This is a genomic window from Prescottella sp. D32, from assembly GCF_037287305.1.
GTDB lineage: Bacteria > Actinomycetota > Actinomycetes > Mycobacteriales > Mycobacteriaceae > Prescottella > Prescottella equi.
In genome coordinates this window covers 111968-129064 of the sequence record NZ_JARBSW010000004.1, presented here as the reverse complement: position 1 = coordinate 129064, position 17097 = coordinate 111968, and the positions used below count along the sequence as shown (strand labels likewise).

Genomic DNA, 17097 nt, shown 5'->3' with positions numbered 1-17097 from the left:
GTAGTAGTGCTTCCGTTCAGAGTGACTTGGCGACGAGGCCGACGAGATCCGCCAGGCGGTTCGAATAGCCCCACTCGTTGTCGTACCAGGAGACAACCTTGGCCTGATCATCGATGACCTTGGTGAGGCCGGCGTCGAAGATCGAGGAATGGGGGTCGGTGACGATGTCCGACGACACGATGGGTGCCTCGGTGTACTTCAGGATGCCCTTCAGCCGGCCCTCGGCGGCAGACTTCATGGCGGCGTTGATCTCCGCAGTCGTGGCCGGTTTCGACAGGTTGACGGTGAGGTCGGTGACCGAGCCCGTCGGGATCGGCACGCGCAACGCGTATCCGTCCAGCTTGCCCTGCAACTGCGGGAGGACCAGGCCGATGGCCTTGGCGGCACCCGTGCTGGTCGGGACGACGTTCAACGCGGCCGCGCGGGCGCGACGCAGATCTCTGTGTGGGCCGTCCTGCAGATTCTGGTCCTGCGTGTAAGCGTGGACCGTGGTCATCAGACCCTTGACGATTCCGAACTCGTCGTCGAGGACCTTGGCGATCGGGCCGAGGCAGTTGGTGGTGCAGGACGCGTTGGAGATGATGTTCTGGCTGCCGTCGTACTCGTCGTCGTTGACGCCCATGACGATGGTGATGTCCTCGCCCTTTGCGGGCGCGGAGATGACGACCTTCTCGGCACCGGCCTCGAGGTGCCCCTTGGCCTTCTCGGCGTCCGTGAAGATGCCCGTGGACTCGACGACGACGTCGACACCCAGATCGCCCCAGGGAAGTTCGCTGAGCGGACCGCGGTGCGCCAGTGCCTTGATCTTGGTATCGCCGACGACGATGGTGTCGTCGCCCTCGAGCGAGACCCCGTGCGGCAGGCGACCCAGGATCGAGTCGTACTTGAGCAGGTGAGCCAGCGTTGCGTTGTCCGTGAGGTCGTTGACCGCCACGATTTCGATGTCGGTGGTGCCGAGCGCCTTCTGCGCATCGACTGCCCTGAAGAAGTTACGCCCGATACGACCGAAGCCGTTGATGCCTACCCGGACCGTCACAGTTCGCTCCTTTGCTCATCAGTCGGTGCGCATCCCACCCTAGTTGGCGGACGCTGTTCGGCGCGCAACTGTGAGGACATCGGATCGGGCGTAGGACACCGTGGACGGAACGTGACCTCGACGAGACCGTTCCGGGCGCCGTCATGCCTCCTCGAGCAACTCCGGCGTCACGGCGGACTCCGTGTCCGGGAGCCCGAGATCCTTCGCCTTGCGGTCCGCCATCGACAGCAGCCGACGGATGCGGCCCGCCACCGCGTCCTTCGTCATCGGCGGATCCGCAAGTTGGCCGAGTTCCTCGAGCGAGGCCTGCCGATGCTTGGCCCGCAGCGTGCCCGCCGCCGCCAGATGGTCCGGAACGTCCTCCCCGAGGATCTCGAGCGCCCGCTCCACCCGTGCCGCCGCCGCGACCGCCGCTCGCGCCGAGCGGCGCAGGTTGGCGTCGTCGAAGTTCGCGAGGCGGTTGGCCGTTGCGCGCACCTCGCGGCGCATCCGACGTTCCTCCCAGGTCAGGCGCGTGTCCTGCGCGCCCATCCGGGTGAGCAGGGCGCCGATCGCCTCACCGTCGCGGACCACCACCCGGTCGGTGCCGCGCACCTCGCGTGCCTTGGCCGCGATACCCAGGCGCCGGGCGGCGCCGACCAGCGCCAGTGCGGCCTCCGGACCGGGGCAGCTGATCTCGAGCGCCGACGAGCGCCCCGGCTCGGTGAGCGAACCATGAGCCAGGAAGGCGCCGCGCCACGCGGCCTCCGCGTCGCCGACGCTGCCTCCGACCACCTGAGCCGGCAGCCCCCGCACGGGACGCCCGCGCATGTCGAGCAGCCCGGTCCGGCGCGCCAGCGCCTCCCCGTCCTTGGCGACGCGGACCACGTATCGCGAACTCTTGCGCAGCCCGCCGGCACTGAGCACGTGCACGTCCGACTGGTATCCGTACAGGTCGAGGATCTCGCCGCGCAGCCGCCGGGCGGTCGAGCCGAGATCCACCTCGGCCTCCACCACGACGCGGCCGCCGACGATGTGCAGGCCGCCCGCGAATCGGAGCAGCGCCGACACCTCCGCCTTGCGGCAGCTGACCTGCGTGACCGTGAGCCTGCTGAGCTCGTCCTTGACCTCGGCTGTCATCGCCACGAGGCGCTCTCCCTTCCCCCGGCCGTCCGTTCGGTGGCTCGTTCGATGTCGTCGTATCCGGTTGCCGACCCGGCCGGCGCCCGCCGGTCCACGAGGCCCGCCAGCACATCCGCGAGTTTGCCCGCGTGGTGCTTGTGGGTGCCGTCCTCGGCGACGTCCGCGTAGACCACCTCGGCGCCCAGATGTGTCGCGGCGCGGCAGAGATGGTCACGCTCGCGACCCGCCGGGACCGACGCCGAATCGACGACGACGTGGTCGACACGGAATTCGGGCGCGTGTTGGCACAGTACGTGCAGATGACGCTCGGCGGAGAATCCGGCGGTCTCCCCCGGCTCCGGCGCCAGGTTGAGAACGAGCACCTTCCGGGCCGGCGTCCGCAACAACCCGTCGAGAAGCTCGGGAACCAGCACGTGCGGAATGACGCTCGAGAACCAGGATCCGGGTCCGAGAACCGCGAGATCCGCGGCGCCGAGAGCCGCGAGCGCGTCCGGGCACGCCGGAGGGTCGGCCGGCAGCAGACGCACACGGCGCACCTTGCCCGGTGTGGTCGCCACCGCCACCTGACCCCGGATACACCGGCTGACCCGCGGATCCGTCTCCAGACCCACGACGTCGGCCTCGATCTGCAGCGCCTGCGTCGACATCGGCAGCACTCGCCCCTCGACCTGGAGGAGGCGGGCGACGGTGTCGAGCGCGGCGACCGGGTCGCCCAGGACCTCGGTCAACCCCGCGAGGATGAGGTTGCCGACGGAGTGGCCCGCGAGTGCGCCGGACCCTCCGAAGCGGTGCTGCACGGTCTCCGTCCACGACCGGACATCAGGGGTCTGCGCGGCGAGCGCCGCGAGCGCCATCCGCAGATCGCCGGGCGGGATCATGCCGAGCTCGTTGCGCAACCGGCCGGACGAGCCGCCGTCGTCGGCGACGGTGACGACGGCCGTCACGTCGGAGCTGAGCCGACGCGCCGCACTCAGGGTCGCGTACAACCCGTGTCCGCCGCCGAACGCGACGATCCGGGGCGCCCGGGAGTCGGTGGTGGTCGATGCGTCCGTCATTCGCGACCCACATCGCGGTGGACGACCCGGACGGCCAGGCCGTCCTCAGTGCCGAGGCGCGCCGCGAGCGCCTCGGACATCGCGACGCTCCGATGCTTGCCGCCGGTGCAACCGACCGCGATCGTCATGTAGCGCTTTCCCTCCCGGCGGTATCCCGCCGTCGTCAGTTCGAGGAGCCGCCGGAAGGTGTCGAGGTACTCCTCGGCACCGTCACGGGACAGGACGTAGTCCCGTACCGCCTCCTCCAGTCCGGTGTGCGGACGCAGTTCCGGGATCCAGTGCGGATTCGGCAGGAACCGCACGTCGCACACCAGATCGGCGTCCATCGGCAGCCCGTGCTTGAAACCGAAGGACTGCACCGTCACCTGGATCACGCTGCTGGCCTCGCCACCGAACGCGGTCTCGATCTTCTCCCGCAACTCGCGCACGGCGAGGGCGGAGGTGTCGACGACCAGATCCGCGGACGCCCGAACCTGCGCCAGCTTGGCCCGCTCGGCTGCGATTCCCTCGGACAGCGTGCCTTCCTTGCTGTCGCTCTGCAACGGATGGCTGCGACGCACGTGCTCGAATCGGCGGATCAGCACGGGATCGTTGGCCTCGAGGTAGAGCACCCGGATCTGCACCGGCATGGCTTCGAGCGCCGCGACGACCTGCCCCAGGTCACCTGTGAAGGGGCGGCTGCGGACGTCGACGACGACAGCCAGGCGGCGGATCGGTGGATCGGATTCGACGCCGAGTTCGACCATCCGCGTGATCAGTTCGGGCGGAAGATTGTCGACGACATACCAGCCGAGGTCCTCGAGCACCTTCGCCGCGGTGCTCAGCCCTGCCCCGGAAAGACCCGTGACGAGCGCGACCTCCACATCTGCCCCACCGCGTTCCTGCTGGTCGTTCACTCGCGACTGTGTCCTGTTCGTTCCGATGCGCCGATGTCCGTCACATCATCCCCCACCACGTCGCCTCCCGCAGCCACATCTGCGCTGGGTTCGGCCTCGGCCACGGCCGCGGTCCGATCGGATTGCGGTTCGGCGAGCGCCGCGAGCACGGCCTGCGCGGTGGCCACGCCGATGCCGGGTACCGCCGTGATCTCCTCGACCGTCGCCTCGCGCAGCTTGGCCACCGAACCGAAGTGTGTGACGAGCGCGGTCCGCCGCGTCTCGCCGAGACCGCGGACCGAATCGAGCGCCGACGCCGTCATCCGCCGCGACCGCTTGCTGCGGTGGAACGTGATCGCGAAGCGGTGTGCCTCGTCGCGAATTCGCTGCAACAGGTACAGCGACTCGCTGGTGCGGGGCAGGATCACCGGATCTTCCTCCCCCGGCACCCACACCTCCTCGAGGCGTTTGGCCAGCCCGATCACCGCGACGTCGGTGACGCCGAGTTCGTCGAGCACCTCAGCGGCCGCGTTGACCTGCGGGGAGCCGCCGTCGACGACGAACAGGTTCGGCGGATACGCGAACCGGCGTGGCCGTCCCGTCTGCGGATCCAGTGCGGCTTCGGGGGCCTGGTCGCCACCGTCGGCACCGCCGCCGGCCGCGACGTCGCGGTTGTGCCGCAGGAAGCGCCGCCGGGTCACCTCGGCGATGCTGGCCACGTCGTCCGAGCGGCCGTCGCCGGCGGCCTCCCGGATCGCGTAGTGCCGGTAGTCGGACTTGCGCGGCAGACCGTCCTCGAACACCACGAGGGACGCCACGACATCGGTGCCCTGCACGTGGCTGATGTCGACACACTCGATTCGCAGCGGCGCGGAATCGAGATCGAGCGCCTCCTGGATGCCTTGCAGCGCTGCAGATCTCGACGTGAAGTCGCCGGCGCGCCGCAACTTGTGCTGCGCCAGCGCCTCCTTCGCGTTCCGTTCGACGGTCTCCGCGAGCGCCTTCTTGTCGCCGCGTTGCGGCACACGGAGCTTGACCGAACTGCCCCGCAGCCCACCGAGCCACTGCTGCAAGCCCTCGACGTCCCGCGGGAGCGCGGGCACGAGCACCTCCCGTGGAACCGCGTTCGTGGGTTGGTCGGCCGCCGCGCCGCTGTCGGACAGCGCGGCCTGCTCTCCGTAGAACTGGGTGAGGAACTGCTCGACGAGCAGCGCCAGCTCCGACTCCGCCCCGGCGTCGGCCGCGACCGCGTCGCGTTCGATGACGTCGCCGGCCTTCTCGACCACCCAGCCGCGCTGTCCACGCACGCGTCCACCGCGGACGTGGAAGACCTGCACGGCCACCTCGAGTTCGTCGGAGGCGAACGCCACCAGGTCGGCGTCGGTGCCGTCGCCGAGCACGACCGCCTGCTTCTCCAGTGCCTTCTTCAGCGCGCCGACGTCGTCACGCAGGCGCGCCGCCGTCTCGAAGTCGAGGTCCTCGGCCGCCTCCTGCATGCGGGTCTCGAGCTGCCGCACGAGACGGTCCGTGCGGCCCGACAGGAAGTCGCAGAAGTCCTCGACGATCTCCCGGTGCTCGGCCGCACTCACGCGGCCGACGCACGGAGCCGAGCACTTGTCGATGTAACCGAGCAGGCACGGTCTGCCGATCTGGTTGTGCCGCTTGAACACTCCGGCCGAGCACGTGCGCGCCGGGAAGACGCGCAGCAGCAGGTCGAGTGTCTCGCGGATCGCCCACGCGTGCGAGTAGGGCCCGAAATAGCGCACCCCCTTGCGCCGCGGACCGCGGTACACGAACAGCCGCGGGTACTCCTCGTTCAGGGTCACCGCCAGCACCGGGTAGGTCTTGTCGTCGCGGTAACGGACGTTGAACCGCGGATCGAACTCCTTGATCCAGTTGTACTCGAGCTGGAGCGCCTCGACCTCGGTACTGACTACCGTCCACTCGACACTGCCCGCCGTCGTGACCATCTGCCGGGTGCGCGGATGCAGCGACGAGACGTCGGCGAAGTACGAGTTGAGTCGCGACCGCAGACTCTTCGCCTTGCCGACGTAGATCACCCGGCCGTGCGGGTCGCGGAACTTGTAGACACCCGGTGCCACCGGGATGCTTCCCGGCGCGGGTCGATAAGTGGAGGGATCGGGCACGATTCCAGGCTAGTCGGCGGTACCGACGGTATTCACTCGGCGCGCGAGCTCGTGTACTTCGCCTCGAGCTCGCGGAACCGGCGAACGGCCTGCACGGCGTGCTCGCGGTCGTTGGCCTGGATCGCCATGACCGGGACGTACTCGTCGTCGGGCAGCTCGATCCGCGCCCACGAGGCCCCGTCCCGGAAGGACAGTCCCTGGTCGAGATCCCAGTCGACGATGCGCTCACCCAGGATGTTGCGCACAGCGATGCCGCGCGGGCCGACGCGCAGACGCGGCCGGGTGAGCAGAAGCACGCCACCCGCCAGCAGCAGACCGATGCCCGCCATGGCGAACTGGTCCACCAGACGGAAGTACACGCCCGTGGCGGAGGTGCGCAGCAGGATCGCCAAGGTGACGTGCACCAGCACGAGCACTCCGGCCGCGACCATCGCGTAGCGCGCCGACTTCTTGGACCGGACCTCGAACTCCCAGTCACTGTTGGTGCTCATCGCGACGCCGACCCCGTCCGCTTACGTCGCAGCTGCGCCAGGGTGACGGCAGTGTCGATCGCCGCCGCGCACGCCTCGCCGCCCTTGTCCTCCACCGAGCCCGGCAGACCCGAACGGTCCAGTGCCTGCTTCTCGGTGTCAGTGGTGAGTACCCCGTTGCCGACCGGAACGCCCTCGTCGAGCGCGACCCGGGTCAGCCCGGCCGTCACGGCGTCACACACGTACTCGAAATGCGGTGTGCCGCCACGGATCACGACTCCCAACGCCACGACGGCGTCGTGCGACTTCGCCAGTTCCTGCACGACGACCGGCAACTCGATGGCACCGGCGACGCGGACGAGTGTCGGATCCTCGATCTGCGCCTGCTTGGCGACCCGCTTGGCGCCCGCGACGAGCGCCTCACTGATCTCGGGATGCCACTGTCCGGCGACGATCGCCAGCTTCAGATTCTTCGCCATCCCCAGCTGGAGATCGGGGCGTCCCTCGCCGCTCACAGCGCGTCACCGGCCTCGAACTCGTCCAGACCGATCAGGTCGTGGCCCATGCGGTCGCGCTTGGTGCGCAGGTACGTGAGGTTCTCGGCGTTCGCGCGCAGCGGCATCGGGACCCGATCGGTGATCTGGAGTCCGTAACCGTCGAGGCCGACGCGTTTGGCCGGGTTGTTGGTGAGCAGGCGCATCGACTTGATACCGAGATCGACCAGTATCTGCGCACCGATGCCGTAGTCGCGGGCGTCGGCCGGCAGGCCGAGCTGCAGGTTGGCGTCGACCGTGTCGGAACCCGCGTCCTGCAGCTGGTAGGCCTGCAACTTGTGCATCAGACCGATGCCGCGGCCCTCGTGGCCCCGCATGTACAGGACGACGCCGCGGCCCTCCTGCGCGATCATGTCGAGCGCGGCGTCGAGTTGCGGGCCGCAGTCGCAGCGCAGCGAACCGAACACATCGCCGGTCAGGCACTCCGAGTGCACGCGGACCAGGACGTCGCTACCGTCACCCTCGGCGATGTCGCCGCGCACGAGCGCGACGTGCTCCACCTCGTCGTAGATGCTCTTGTACCCCACGGCGGTGAAGTCGCCGTGCCGGGTGGGGATCCGCGCCTCGGCGACGCGGACGACGTGCTTCTCGTGCTTGCGACGCCACGCGATGAGGTCTGCGATCGAGATCAGGGCCAGGTCGTGGTCGTCGGCGAACACCCGCAGCTCGTCGACCTTGGCCATGTGGCCTTCGTCCTTCTGGCTGACGATCTCGCAGATCACGCCCGCCGGACGCAGATCCGCCATCCGGGCGAGGTCGACGGCCGCCTCGGTGTGACCGGGACGACGCAGGACGCCGCCCTCCTTCGCGCGCAGCGGGACGACGTGGCCCGGGCGGGTGAAGTCGTTGGCGCCGGTCGTCGGGTCGGCCAGCAGGCGCATCGTCGCCGCGCGGTCGGATGCCGAGATGCCGGTACCGATGCCCTCGCGCGCATCGACGGTCACGGTGTACGCGGTGCCGTGCTTGTCCTGGTTGGTCGCGTACATGGGCGGGAGCCCCAGCCGGTCGCAGTCCTCGCCGTCGAGCGGGACACACAGGTAGCCCGACGTGTAGCGCACCATGAACGCCACGAGTTCGGGGGTGGCCTTCTCGGCCGCGAAGATGAGGTCGCCCTCGTTCTCGCGGTCCTCGTCGTCGACGACCACAACCGCCTTGCCTGCGGCGATGTCTGCGACTGCGCGCTCGATGCTGTCGAACCTGGTCACGTGCTTGGGCTCCAAAATCTTGAACTGGCGTGCTCGAGTATGTCCCGGCGCATCGCTTCAGATGCACCTCAACAGTACGACCTCGCGTGACGAGGTCGTTATTCCGGCTAGCGGCCCGCGGCCGTGTGCAGGCGTTCGACGTACTTGGCGATGACGTCGACTTCCAGATTGACCGGCGTGCCGGGCTCGGCAGCGCCGAGCGTGGTCAGTCCCAGCGTCGTCGGGATCAGCGAGATCTCGAAGTACTCGTCGCCCGGCTCCCCGCCGAGCGCGGACACCGTCAACGAGACGCCGTCGACGGTGATCGAGCCCTTCTCCACGACGTACCGGGAAATACTCGACGGCAGCGAGATCCGCACCACGGTCCAGTTCTCGGACGGGCTACGGCTGATGACCTCACCGGTGCCGTCGACATGGCCCTGCACGATGTGACCGCCGAGCCGGCTGTTGACCGCGGCGGCGCGCTCGAGGTTGACCCGACTTCCGATCCCCAAGGAGCCGAGACTGGAACGGACCAGCGTCTCCCGCATGACGTCCGCGGTGAACGCCTCGCCGTCGAGCACGTCGACCACCGTCAGGCACACACCGTTGACGGCGATCGAGTCACCGTGGCCGGCGTCCGAGGTGACCAGCGGTCCCTTGACGGTGAAGCGGGCCGCGTCGGCCAGGTCTTCCTTGGCGACGATCTCGCCGAGTTCCTCGACGATTCCCGTGAACATGTCTTCGCTCACTCCTTGGATCGATAACTACTGAGCCCGAGGGATCAGGTTCAGCAACAGGTCGTCGCCGAGGACCTCGACGTTCTCCCGACGAAACCGTAGCGCCTCGGTGATGGTGGACACTCCAGCGTCTTCCACTGCGTGGGACCCGGCACCCAGTACCACCGGCGCGATGTAGGCCTGGACGCGATCGACCGCGCCGGCCGCGAGGAAGGCGCCCGCGAGACGCGGGCCCCCCTCGACCAGGACATCGTCCTGATCGGCGAGCGCAGAGAGGATCTCGCCGACGTCGTGCGTGCGCAGTACCAGGGTGGGCGCCGCATCGTCGAGGACCCTCGCGGTGGATGGGACGGGCCGGTTGCCGACGACCACGCGCAGCGGTTGGTGCGGCGCGAGCGAACCGTCGGGCAGCCGGGCCGTGAGCCACGGGTCGTCCGCCAGGACGGTGCCGGTTCCGACGACGATCGCATCGAGCCGCGCCCGGTCGGCGTGCACGCGCGCCCGCGCCTCCGGTCCGGTGATCCACTGGCTGGTGCCGTCGGCGGCGGCGCTGCGACCGTCGAGCGTGGCGGCGAACTTCCACGTCACATGGGGTCGTCCGGTTCGCTGCCGGTGCAGCCACGCCCGCAGAGGTCCGCGTTCGGCGTCGTCGGCGAGCAGCCCGCCGGTCACCTCGATGCGCGCAGCACGCAGGGTGTCGGCGCCGCCGGCCGCGGCCGGGTTGGGGTCGGCCACCGAGTAGTGCACCGCCGCGATTCCCGCGTCGATCAGCGCACGCGAGCAGGGACCGGTGCGGCCCTGGTGATTGCACGGCTCGAGCGTGACGACCGCGGTTCCGCCGCGGGCCCGTTCCCCCGCCGCGGCGAGCGCGACGACCTCCGCGTGCGGCCCGCCCGGCGGCCGGGTGGCACCGACGCCGACGACCGCTCCGGACGCGTCGAGGATCACCGCGCCGACCGGCGGGTTGGGACTGGTGCTGCCGCGCGCGGCCTCGGAAGCGTCGATCGCGAGCCGCATCGCGGCGTCGAGCGAGGTCACGGCGAGGCCGTCAGATCGACAGCGTCAGGTGCGGGGAGGCCTTGGCCGCCTGCTCGCGCAGGCCGCGGACCGCTGCGGCAGGATCGGCCGCGCCGTAGACCGCGGAACCGGCGACGAAGCAGTCGATGCCCGCCTCGGCCGCCTGCTCGACGGTGTCGGCGTTGATCCCGCCGTCGATCTCCACGAGCAGGCGCAGTTCGCCGGCGTCGACGAGCTTGCGGACGGCACGCGCCTTGTCGAGCACGGCCGGGATGAACGACTGACCGCCGAAACCGGGTTCGACGCTCATCACCAGCAGTGTGTCGAAGCTCTTCAGGATCTCGAGGTACGGCTCGATCGGCGTGTTCGGCTTGATGCTCAGGCCGGCCTTCGCGCCCGCGGCGCGGATGTCCCGGGCGACCGAGATCGGGTCGTCGGTGGCCTCGGCGTGGAACGTGACGTTGTGCGCACCCGCCTCCGCGTACGGCGGCGCCCAGCGCCCCGGGTCGTCGATCATCAGGTGGCAGTCCAGCGGGATGTCGGTGGCCTTCAGCAGGCTCTGCACCACCGGCAGGCCCAGCGTCAGGTTCGGCACGAAGTGGGCGTCCATGACGTCCACGTGCAGCCAGTCGGCGCCGGCAACGGCGTCGGCCTCCTCGGCCAGGCGCGCGAAGTCGGCGGAGAGAATGGACGGTGCGATCATCGGGGTTGCCACGTCGGCGAGTTTAGTCGGCGGGTGACGGGCGACCGCCGGTGCCGGGCCGACGTCGGACCGGAGCCCGGCCCGCGGGTTGCGTCACCACCGGACCGGCCGGCGGCCCGACCGTGGGCATCACCCGAACCTCGTTGCCGTGCAACGTCACCGGCTCCCCGTCGTGGTGGACCGTCAACTCGTCGCCGACCACGAGGTGGTACCTCGTCTCGGTGGGCTCGATCTGGACGCGCAGCCGACATCCCGCCGCCGCGACACCGAACGCGAGGCGCTCGATGCCGCGCGGGAGCGTCGGCCGGAACGTGAGACCGGTACGGCGCCGGCGTGCACCGCCGAACCCCTGGACGAGCGCGATCCAGATCCCGGCCAGCGACGCGAGGTGCAGTCCGTCGCTGGTGTTGTGTTCGAGGTCGTACAGGTCGATCAGGGCCGTCTCCCCGAGATAGTCGTACGCGAGATCGAGGGCACCGACGTCGGCGGCGACCACGGCCTGGCTGCACGCGGACAGTGACGAGTCCCGCACCGTGAGCCGCTCGTAGTACGCGAAGTTCCGCGCTCGCTGCTCCTCGGTGAACTCGTCCGGAACCCATTGCATCGCCAGCACCACGTCCGCCTGCTTCACGACCTGCTTGCGGTACAGATCGAAGTACGGGTAGTGCAACAGCAGCGGGTAGTGCTCGGGCGGCGTCCCCACGAAGTCCCATACCTGCCGATCGGTGAATCCGGACGATTGCGGGTGCACGCCGCGCCGCTCGTCGTACGGCACGTACATCCGCGCCGCAGCGGTACGCCAACCACCGACCTCCTCGTCGGTGACCCCGAGGTCGGGCATCCGATACCGGTGTCGCTCCACGACGGCCACCGCGGCATCGAGGTTCTCGCGCGCCATCAGGTTGGTGTACAGGTCGTTCCGCACCAGCGCGCTGTACTCGTCGGGGCCGGTGACGCCGTCGATCCGGAACGTGCCCCGCTCGTCGAAGTAACCGAGCGACCGCCACAGCCGCGCGGTCTCCACCAGCAGATCCAGGCCGACGGTCCGCTCGAACTCGCCGTTCCCGTTCGCGCGGATGTATCCGATCGCCGCGCGCGCGATCGCCGCGTTGACGTGGAACGCGGCGGCGCCCGCGGGCCAGTAGCCGCTGCACTCCTTGCCGGTGATGGTCCGCCACGGGAACGCGGCACCGGCGAACCCCAGTTGGCGGGCCCGCTCCCGCGCCCGCGGAAGTGTCGAATGCCGCCAGCCCAGCGCATCGGCGACGGCCTGTGGCAGCACCGACGTCAGGACCGGCAGCACGAACATCTCGGTGTCCCAGAAGGCGTGACCGTCGTAGCCGCGTCCGGTGAGCCCCTTCGAGGCGATCGCTGTGCCCTCGGCGCGGGCCGACGCCTGCAGGATGTGGAACAGCGCGAAACGCACCGCCTGCTGGACCTCCGGATCGCCGTCCACGGTGACGTCCGCGTGCGCCCAGAACCTGTCGAGATAGGCGCGCTGCTCCGAAACCAGTCCGTCCCAGCCACTCTCACGCGCGAGCGTCAACTCGCCCGCCACCTGGTCCCGCATCGCGGGCGGGGTGCGCCGTGCCGACCACGCGTGCGAGACGTACTTGACCATGCGGACGCGTTCGCCCCGCGCCAGCTCCGACGTGATCGTCACCCGCCCCTGATCCGGATAGCTCTCGACCTCGACGTGCACGCCCGGCCCGGTCACCTCGTGATCCATCGCGACGGCGATCCGCAGACCACTCTCGGCGGTCGTGTGGGTCAGTTGCACGAGCGCCTCGTGGTCGAAGTGCTCCTCCGCGACCAGCGGCTCCGCGAGCACCGCCGCCGCACGCGGATCTGCCTCCTGTTGCGGCATCGGTTCGTTCGCCACGAGTTCCGACTGGAGTACCACGTGCGCCGGTCCGTCCAGCGCCTCCACCGTGTAGTCGATCGCCCCGATGGTGCGTTGGGTGAACGACACCAGCCGGGTCGTGGTGAGGCGCACCGTGCGACCGGCAGGCGAACGCCACTCGACCTTGCGGCGCAGTACCCCGGCCCGCAGATCCAGTTCCTGCTCGTGCGCCAGTACCCGGCCGCGGCGGACGTCGAACGGCTCGTCGTCGACGAGCAGGCGGACGATCTTGCCGTCGGTGACGTTGATGATCGTCTCGCCGGAATCGGGGTACCCGTATCCCGGTTCGGCGTATGGCATCGGCCGCACCTCGTACACACCGGACAGGTAGCTGCCGGGCAGCCCGTGCGGATCGCCCTCGTCGAGGTTGCCGCGCCAGCCGAGGTGCCCGTTGGCGAGCGCGAACAACGATTCGCTCTGGGCCAGGACGTCCAGATCGAGGCTCGTGGCGCGCAGGCTCCACGGTTCGACCGTGAAAGCGGGATGAGTGATCATGCGGACGTCCTCCCACTCGCGGGCGCGGTCCACGCGATCGGACCGCTCAGTCCACGCTAGGACAGCGTCGTCGTCACGGCACGAGAACGGCGGCGCCGCCGAACACACCGCCCGCGAGATCGGCGAGCGCCTTGTCCGCGGCATCCAACGGGTAGCGGTGCGCGCTGACCCGCAGTCGGTGCCGTTGCGCAAAGGCCAGGAAGTCGCGGGCATCGTCCCGCGTGTTCGCCGTCACGCTCCGCAGTTGCCGCTCCCGGAACAGGTCCCGCTGATAGTTCAACGGCGGGATGTCGCTGAGGTGGATGCCCGCGAGCGCGAGCGTCCCACCCGCGTCGAGCGCCTCCAGCGCCGGCGGGACCAGGTCACCGGCAGGCGCGAAGAGGATCGCCGAGTCCAACGGTTCCGGGGGCGGCTCCGCGGCACCCTGCACGGAAGCCGCGCCGAGACTGAACGCCAGTTCACGGGCCTCCTCGCCCCGCGTCATCACGTGCACGCGCGCTCCCCGGGCGAGCGCGACCTGCGCGGTCAGGTGCGCACTGCCCCCGAAGCCGTAGATCCCCAGCCGACCGCCCTCGGGTAGATCCGCCCGCAGCAACGCGCGATAACCGATGATGCCCGCGCAGAGCAGGGGTGCCAGCTCGACGACGGGATAGCCGGTGGGCAGTTCGAGCGCGTAGTCGACCGGCACCGTCGTGTACTCGGCGTAGCCGCCGTCCGCGTCCCAGCCGGTGTACGTCGAATAGGGGCACAGGTTCTCGTCGCCGCGCACGCAGTACCGGCAGTGCCCGCACGTGCCCCGCAGCCACGCCACGCCCACCCGCTGCCCCACCGAGAAGCGGCCACCCGCGTCGTCACCGACGGCGACGACCTCGCCGATCACCTCGTGGCCCGGCACCACGTTGAGCCGGTGCGGCGGCAACTCTCCCGCGACCACGTGGAGGTCGGTGCGGCAGACACCACACGCCAGCACCTTCACCAGCAGGTCCCTGCTCGTCGGACGCGGAAGCAACTCGCGCCCGAGCTCGAGCGGACGGTCGGTGAGCGGGCCGGGTCTCGTCGTGCGCCAGGCCCGCATGGTGGTGGCCGGCATCGTGGTTGCCGAGGTGCGCGAGTTGTCCGTCCGCATACAAGATCCGTACTTCGTCGCGAAGGCGCCGGCGGGACCGGAACACGGCATCGCCGGACGGTGCCGCGGTCGCCACTTACCAGGATGCCTGGTTCCGCGCGTCCGCAACAAGGGGGGGAACGACGAGGGGGGAACGGAGGAACCGGTCGGACCGAGGCCCGTTCCCCTGCGGGGGCCGGGGCGAGCGGTCAGGATGGAATCACCTTCGCCCGCGAACGGAGGGTGCATTCGATGACACCGGGCTCGGACGACCGCCACACCGACGACGAACTCCGCCTGCTCCACCGGTACTGGATGGCCGCGAACTACCTGACGGTCGCCCAGATCTACCTGCGCGACAACGTCCTGCTGCGCAGGCCACTCGTTCCGCCGGACATCAAGCCACGCCTGCTCGGCCACTGGGGTACCAGCCCCGGTCTGTCGCTCGTCTACGTCCACCTCAACCGGCTGATCCGGCGCACCGGAGCCGATGTGCTGTTCGTCGCCGGCCCCGGGCACGGCGGTCCCGCCGTGGTCGCGAACACTTACCTCGAGGGCACGTACTCCGAGTTGTTCCCGGACGTCACGCCGGACGAGGCCGGTCTGCGGCGCCTCGCGCGCCAGTTCTCCACACCCGGTGGCATCCCGAGCCACTCCGGGGTGGAGACGCCGGGTTCGATCAACGAGGGCGGCGAACTCGGTTACTCACTCGCTCATGCGGCCGGAGCGGCGATGGACAACCCGGACCTCACGGTCGCGTGCGTCGTGGGCGACGGAGAGGCCGAGACGGGACCGCTGGCGGCGTCGTGGAAGGTGCCGTTCTTCCTCGATGCCAGTCGGGACGGCGCCGTCCTCCCGATTCTGCACCTCAACGGCTACAAGATCTCCGGTCCGACCGTGCTCGGGCGGCGCACCGACGACGAGGTGCTCGCCGTGCTGCGGGCCTTCGGCTGGGATGCGGTGCTGGTCGCGGGCGACGACCCGATGGAGGTGCACCGCGACCTCGCCGAGACCCTCGACCGCGCGCACACCGCCATCACCCGGATCCGGCGTGACGCCCGCGACTCCGGGCTGACCGATCGGCCGCGCTGGCCCGCGATCGTGCTGCGCACCCCGAAGGGATGGACCGGGCCCGACGTCGTCGACGGCCTCGAGATCGAGGGCACGTTCCGCGCCCATCAGGTGCCCATCGCCGACGTCCGCGACGACCCCGAACATCTGCGGAGACTCGAGGAGTGGATGCGGTCGTACGCGCCCGACGAACAGTTCGATCCGCAGGGACGGCTGGTACCGGAACTCGCCGCGCTCGCCCCCAGCGGGGACCTGCGCATGGGGGCGAATCCGCACGCGAACGGTGGTCGGCTCCTGCGCGAACTCGAGGTCCCGGCCGCCGACCGCTACGCCGTCGAGGTGCCGTTCCCCGGCGCCGTCCACCACGAGACGACGCGGCCGCTCGGTGAGATGCTGCGCGACATCTACGTCGCGAACCCGGACGACTTCCGGTTGTTCTGCCCGGACGAGACGAACAGCAACCGACTGGGCGCCGTGTTCGAGGTCACCGACCGGTGTTCCGCGGGCACCGTCGTCCCGGGTGACGACCATGTCGGGCTCCACGGCCGGGTGATGGAGGTGCTGTCGGAGCACCTGTGCCAGGGCTGGCTCGAGGGCTATCTGCTCACCGGACGGCACGGGCTGTTCGCGACGTACGAGGCCTTCGCGATGGTGAGTGCTTCCATGACCATCCAGCACACCAAGTGGCTCGAGCGGGCCCGGTCGCTCGACTGGCGCGCGCCGGTCGCGAGCCTGAACATCCTGCTCACCTCCACGTGCTGGCGCAACGACCACAACGGGTTCTCGCACCAGGGTCCGGGCCTGATCGACACGGTGCTCTCGCTGTCGGGCGGCGTCACCCGCGTCTATCTGCCACCGGACGCCAACTCGCTCCTGGTGGTGGCGCAGGACGTGTTCGCCACGCGGGACTGCGTGAATCTGGTCGTGGTCGACAAGCAGTCGCATCCGCAGTACCTCACCCTCGACCAGGCCCGCGAGCACGTCCGGGCCGGCGCCTCCGTGTGGGACTGGGCCGGCACCGAGAACTCCGCACCCGCAGCGGACGACGGCGACCCCGACATCGTGCTCGCATGCGTCGGGGACGTGCCGACCGAGGAGATCCTCGCGGCCGCGGCTCTGCTCCGCGGCCAGGTTCCCGATCTCCGGGTCCGCGTGGTCAACGTCGTCGACCTGATGTCGATGGCCCCACCCGACGTCCACCCACACGGGAGCTCCCACGAGGACTTCGCTCGCCTGTTCACCGAGGACGTCGACGTCGTGGTCGCATGGCACGGTTACGCGCGGGCCTTCCACCAGTTGCTGCACGGTCGGGTCCGACCGGATCGCTTCCACGTCCGCGGCTACACCGAGCAGGGCACGACGACGACGCCGTTCGACATGGTCGTTCTCAACCACATGAGTCGCTACCACCTGGCGATGGAGGCACTGCGGCGGTGCCGCCGGAGCCCGGAGGGCGCCGCCGATCTGGTCGGCTACTGCGAGCGCATGCTCGCTCGCCACCACGACTACGTGCGCGAGCATCTCGAGGACATGCCCGAGGTCCGGAACTGGGTGTGGCCCGAACCGGTGTGACTCGGCTCCGTTGTCGTGCGGACAAATGGGAAATATGCAAAGTTTGAC

Annotated in this window: 14 protein-coding genes; 1 reads left to right on the top strand and 13 read right to left on the bottom strand. The window is 69.8% G+C overall.

Annotated features, from left to right (window positions below):
• Positions 1 to 16 precede the first annotated feature (16 nt).
• From gap to PSS76_RS17775, 13 genes are all read right to left on the bottom strand, one after another.
• On the bottom strand, positions 17 to 1036 hold the full coding sequence (gene gap / locus PSS76_RS17835) for a type I glyceraldehyde-3-phosphate dehydrogenase (protein WP_337456480.1): 1020 nt from the start codon (positions 1034 to 1036) through the stop codon (positions 17 to 19).
• A 141-nt stretch (positions 1037 to 1177) separates the two neighbouring features.
• Positions 1178 to 2161, bottom strand: coding sequence for a DNA-binding protein WhiA (gene whiA / locus PSS76_RS17830; protein WP_005513400.1), 984 nt, complete (start codon positions 2159 to 2161; stop codon positions 1178 to 1180).
• On the bottom strand, positions 2152 to 3213 hold the full coding sequence (locus tag PSS76_RS17825) for a gluconeogenesis factor YvcK family protein (protein WP_022595760.1): 1062 nt from the start codon (positions 3211 to 3213) through the stop codon (positions 2152 to 2154). Before PSS76_RS17825 ends, whiA begins: the two co-directional genes overlap by 10 nt.
• Positions 3210 to 4109: an RNase adapter RapZ gene (gene rapZ / locus PSS76_RS17820; RefSeq protein WP_005513403.1), complete on the bottom strand. Its 900-nt coding sequence runs from the start codon at positions 4107 to 4109 to the stop codon at positions 3210 to 3212. Before rapZ ends, PSS76_RS17825 begins: the two co-directional genes overlap by 4 nt.
• Positions 4106 to 6235 carry an excinuclease ABC subunit UvrC gene (uvrC, locus tag PSS76_RS17815; RefSeq protein WP_037084291.1) on the bottom strand — a complete coding sequence of 710 codons (2130 nt, stop codon included), beginning with the start codon at positions 6233 to 6235 and terminating at the stop codon, positions 4106 to 4108. The genes rapZ and uvrC overlap by 4 nt, the downstream gene beginning before the upstream one ends.
• A gap of 32 nt (positions 6236 to 6267) precedes the next feature.
• On the bottom strand, positions 6268 to 6726 hold the full coding sequence (locus tag PSS76_RS17810; RefSeq protein WP_084844173.1) for a PH domain-containing protein: 459 nt from the start codon (positions 6724 to 6726) through the stop codon (positions 6268 to 6270).
• Positions 6723 to 7220, bottom strand: a complete 498-nt coding sequence (gene ribH / locus PSS76_RS17805; protein ID WP_005513409.1) for a 6,7-dimethyl-8-ribityllumazine synthase — start codon at positions 7218 to 7220, stop codon at positions 6723 to 6725. The genes PSS76_RS17810 and ribH overlap by 4 nt, the downstream gene beginning before the upstream one ends.
• Entirely contained in the window at positions 7217 to 8464 is a 1248-nt protein-coding gene (locus tag PSS76_RS17800; protein ID WP_013415937.1) for a bifunctional 3,4-dihydroxy-2-butanone-4-phosphate synthase/GTP cyclohydrolase II, read from the bottom strand. The genes ribH and PSS76_RS17800 overlap by 4 nt, the downstream gene beginning before the upstream one ends.
• 107 nt (positions 8465 to 8571) lie before the next feature.
• A complete protein-coding gene (locus PSS76_RS17795) occupies positions 8572 to 9183 on the bottom strand; it encodes a riboflavin synthase (RefSeq protein ID WP_013415936.1) in 612 nt (203 codons plus the stop codon).
• A 27-nt stretch (positions 9184 to 9210) separates the two neighbouring features.
• Positions 9211 to 10200, bottom strand: coding sequence for a bifunctional diaminohydroxyphosphoribosylaminopyrimidine deaminase/5-amino-6-(5-phosphoribosylamino)uracil reductase RibD (gene ribD / locus PSS76_RS17790; RefSeq protein ID WP_064058625.1), 990 nt, complete (start codon positions 10198 to 10200; stop codon positions 9211 to 9213).
• Between the two features lie 31 nt (positions 10201 to 10231).
• Complete coding sequence (rpe, locus tag PSS76_RS17785) at positions 10232 to 10915, bottom strand: ribulose-phosphate 3-epimerase (RefSeq protein WP_022595753.1); 684 nt, start codon at positions 10913 to 10915, stop codon at positions 10232 to 10234.
• Between the two features lie 10 nt (positions 10916 to 10925).
• Complete coding sequence (locus PSS76_RS17780) at positions 10926 to 13301, bottom strand: glycoside hydrolase family 65 protein (RefSeq protein ID WP_337456479.1); 2376 nt, start codon at positions 13299 to 13301, stop codon at positions 10926 to 10928.
• Between the two features lie 73 nt (positions 13302 to 13374).
• A complete protein-coding gene (locus tag PSS76_RS17775; protein ID WP_013415933.1) occupies positions 13375 to 14391 on the bottom strand; it encodes a zinc-binding alcohol dehydrogenase family protein in 1017 nt (338 codons plus the stop codon).
• Positions 14392 to 14658: 267 nt separating this feature from the next.
• On the opposite strand from PSS76_RS17775, the gene PSS76_RS17770 reads away from it, so the two are divergent.
• On the top strand, positions 14659 to 17049 hold the full coding sequence (locus PSS76_RS17770; protein WP_337456478.1) for a phosphoketolase family protein: 2391 nt from the start codon (positions 14659 to 14661) through the stop codon (positions 17047 to 17049).
• Positions 17050 to 17097 lie beyond the last annotated feature (48 nt).

What these genes read in the sequence shown, in the direction of transcription:
- ribD (WP_064058625.1), bottom strand. Translation starts at nt 10,200, where the DNA reads ATGCGGCTCGCGATCGACGCTTCCGAGGCCGCGCGCGGCAGCACCAGT.
- PSS76_RS17810 (WP_084844173.1), bottom strand. Translation starts at nt 6,726, where the DNA reads ATGAGCACCAACAGTGACTGGGAGTTCGAGGTCCGGTCCAAGAAGTCG.
- PSS76_RS17775 (WP_013415933.1), bottom strand. Translation starts at nt 14,391, where the DNA reads ATGCCGGCCACCACCATGCGGGCCTGGCGCACGACGAGACCCGGCCCG.
- PSS76_RS17780 (WP_337456479.1), bottom strand. Translation starts at nt 13,301, where the DNA reads ATGATCACTCATCCCGCTTTCACGGTCGAACCGTGGAGCCTGCGCGCC.
- PSS76_RS17795 (WP_013415936.1), bottom strand. Translation starts at nt 9,183, where the DNA reads ATGTTCACGGGAATCGTCGAGGAACTCGGCGAGATCGTCGCCAAGGAA.
- PSS76_RS17825 (WP_022595760.1), bottom strand. Translation starts at nt 3,213, where the DNA reads ATGACGGACGCATCGACCACCACCGACTCCCGGGCGCCCCGGATCGTC.
- PSS76_RS17770 (WP_337456478.1), top strand. Translation starts at nt 14,659, where the DNA reads ATGACACCGGGCTCGGACGACCGCCACACCGACGACGAACTCCGCCTG.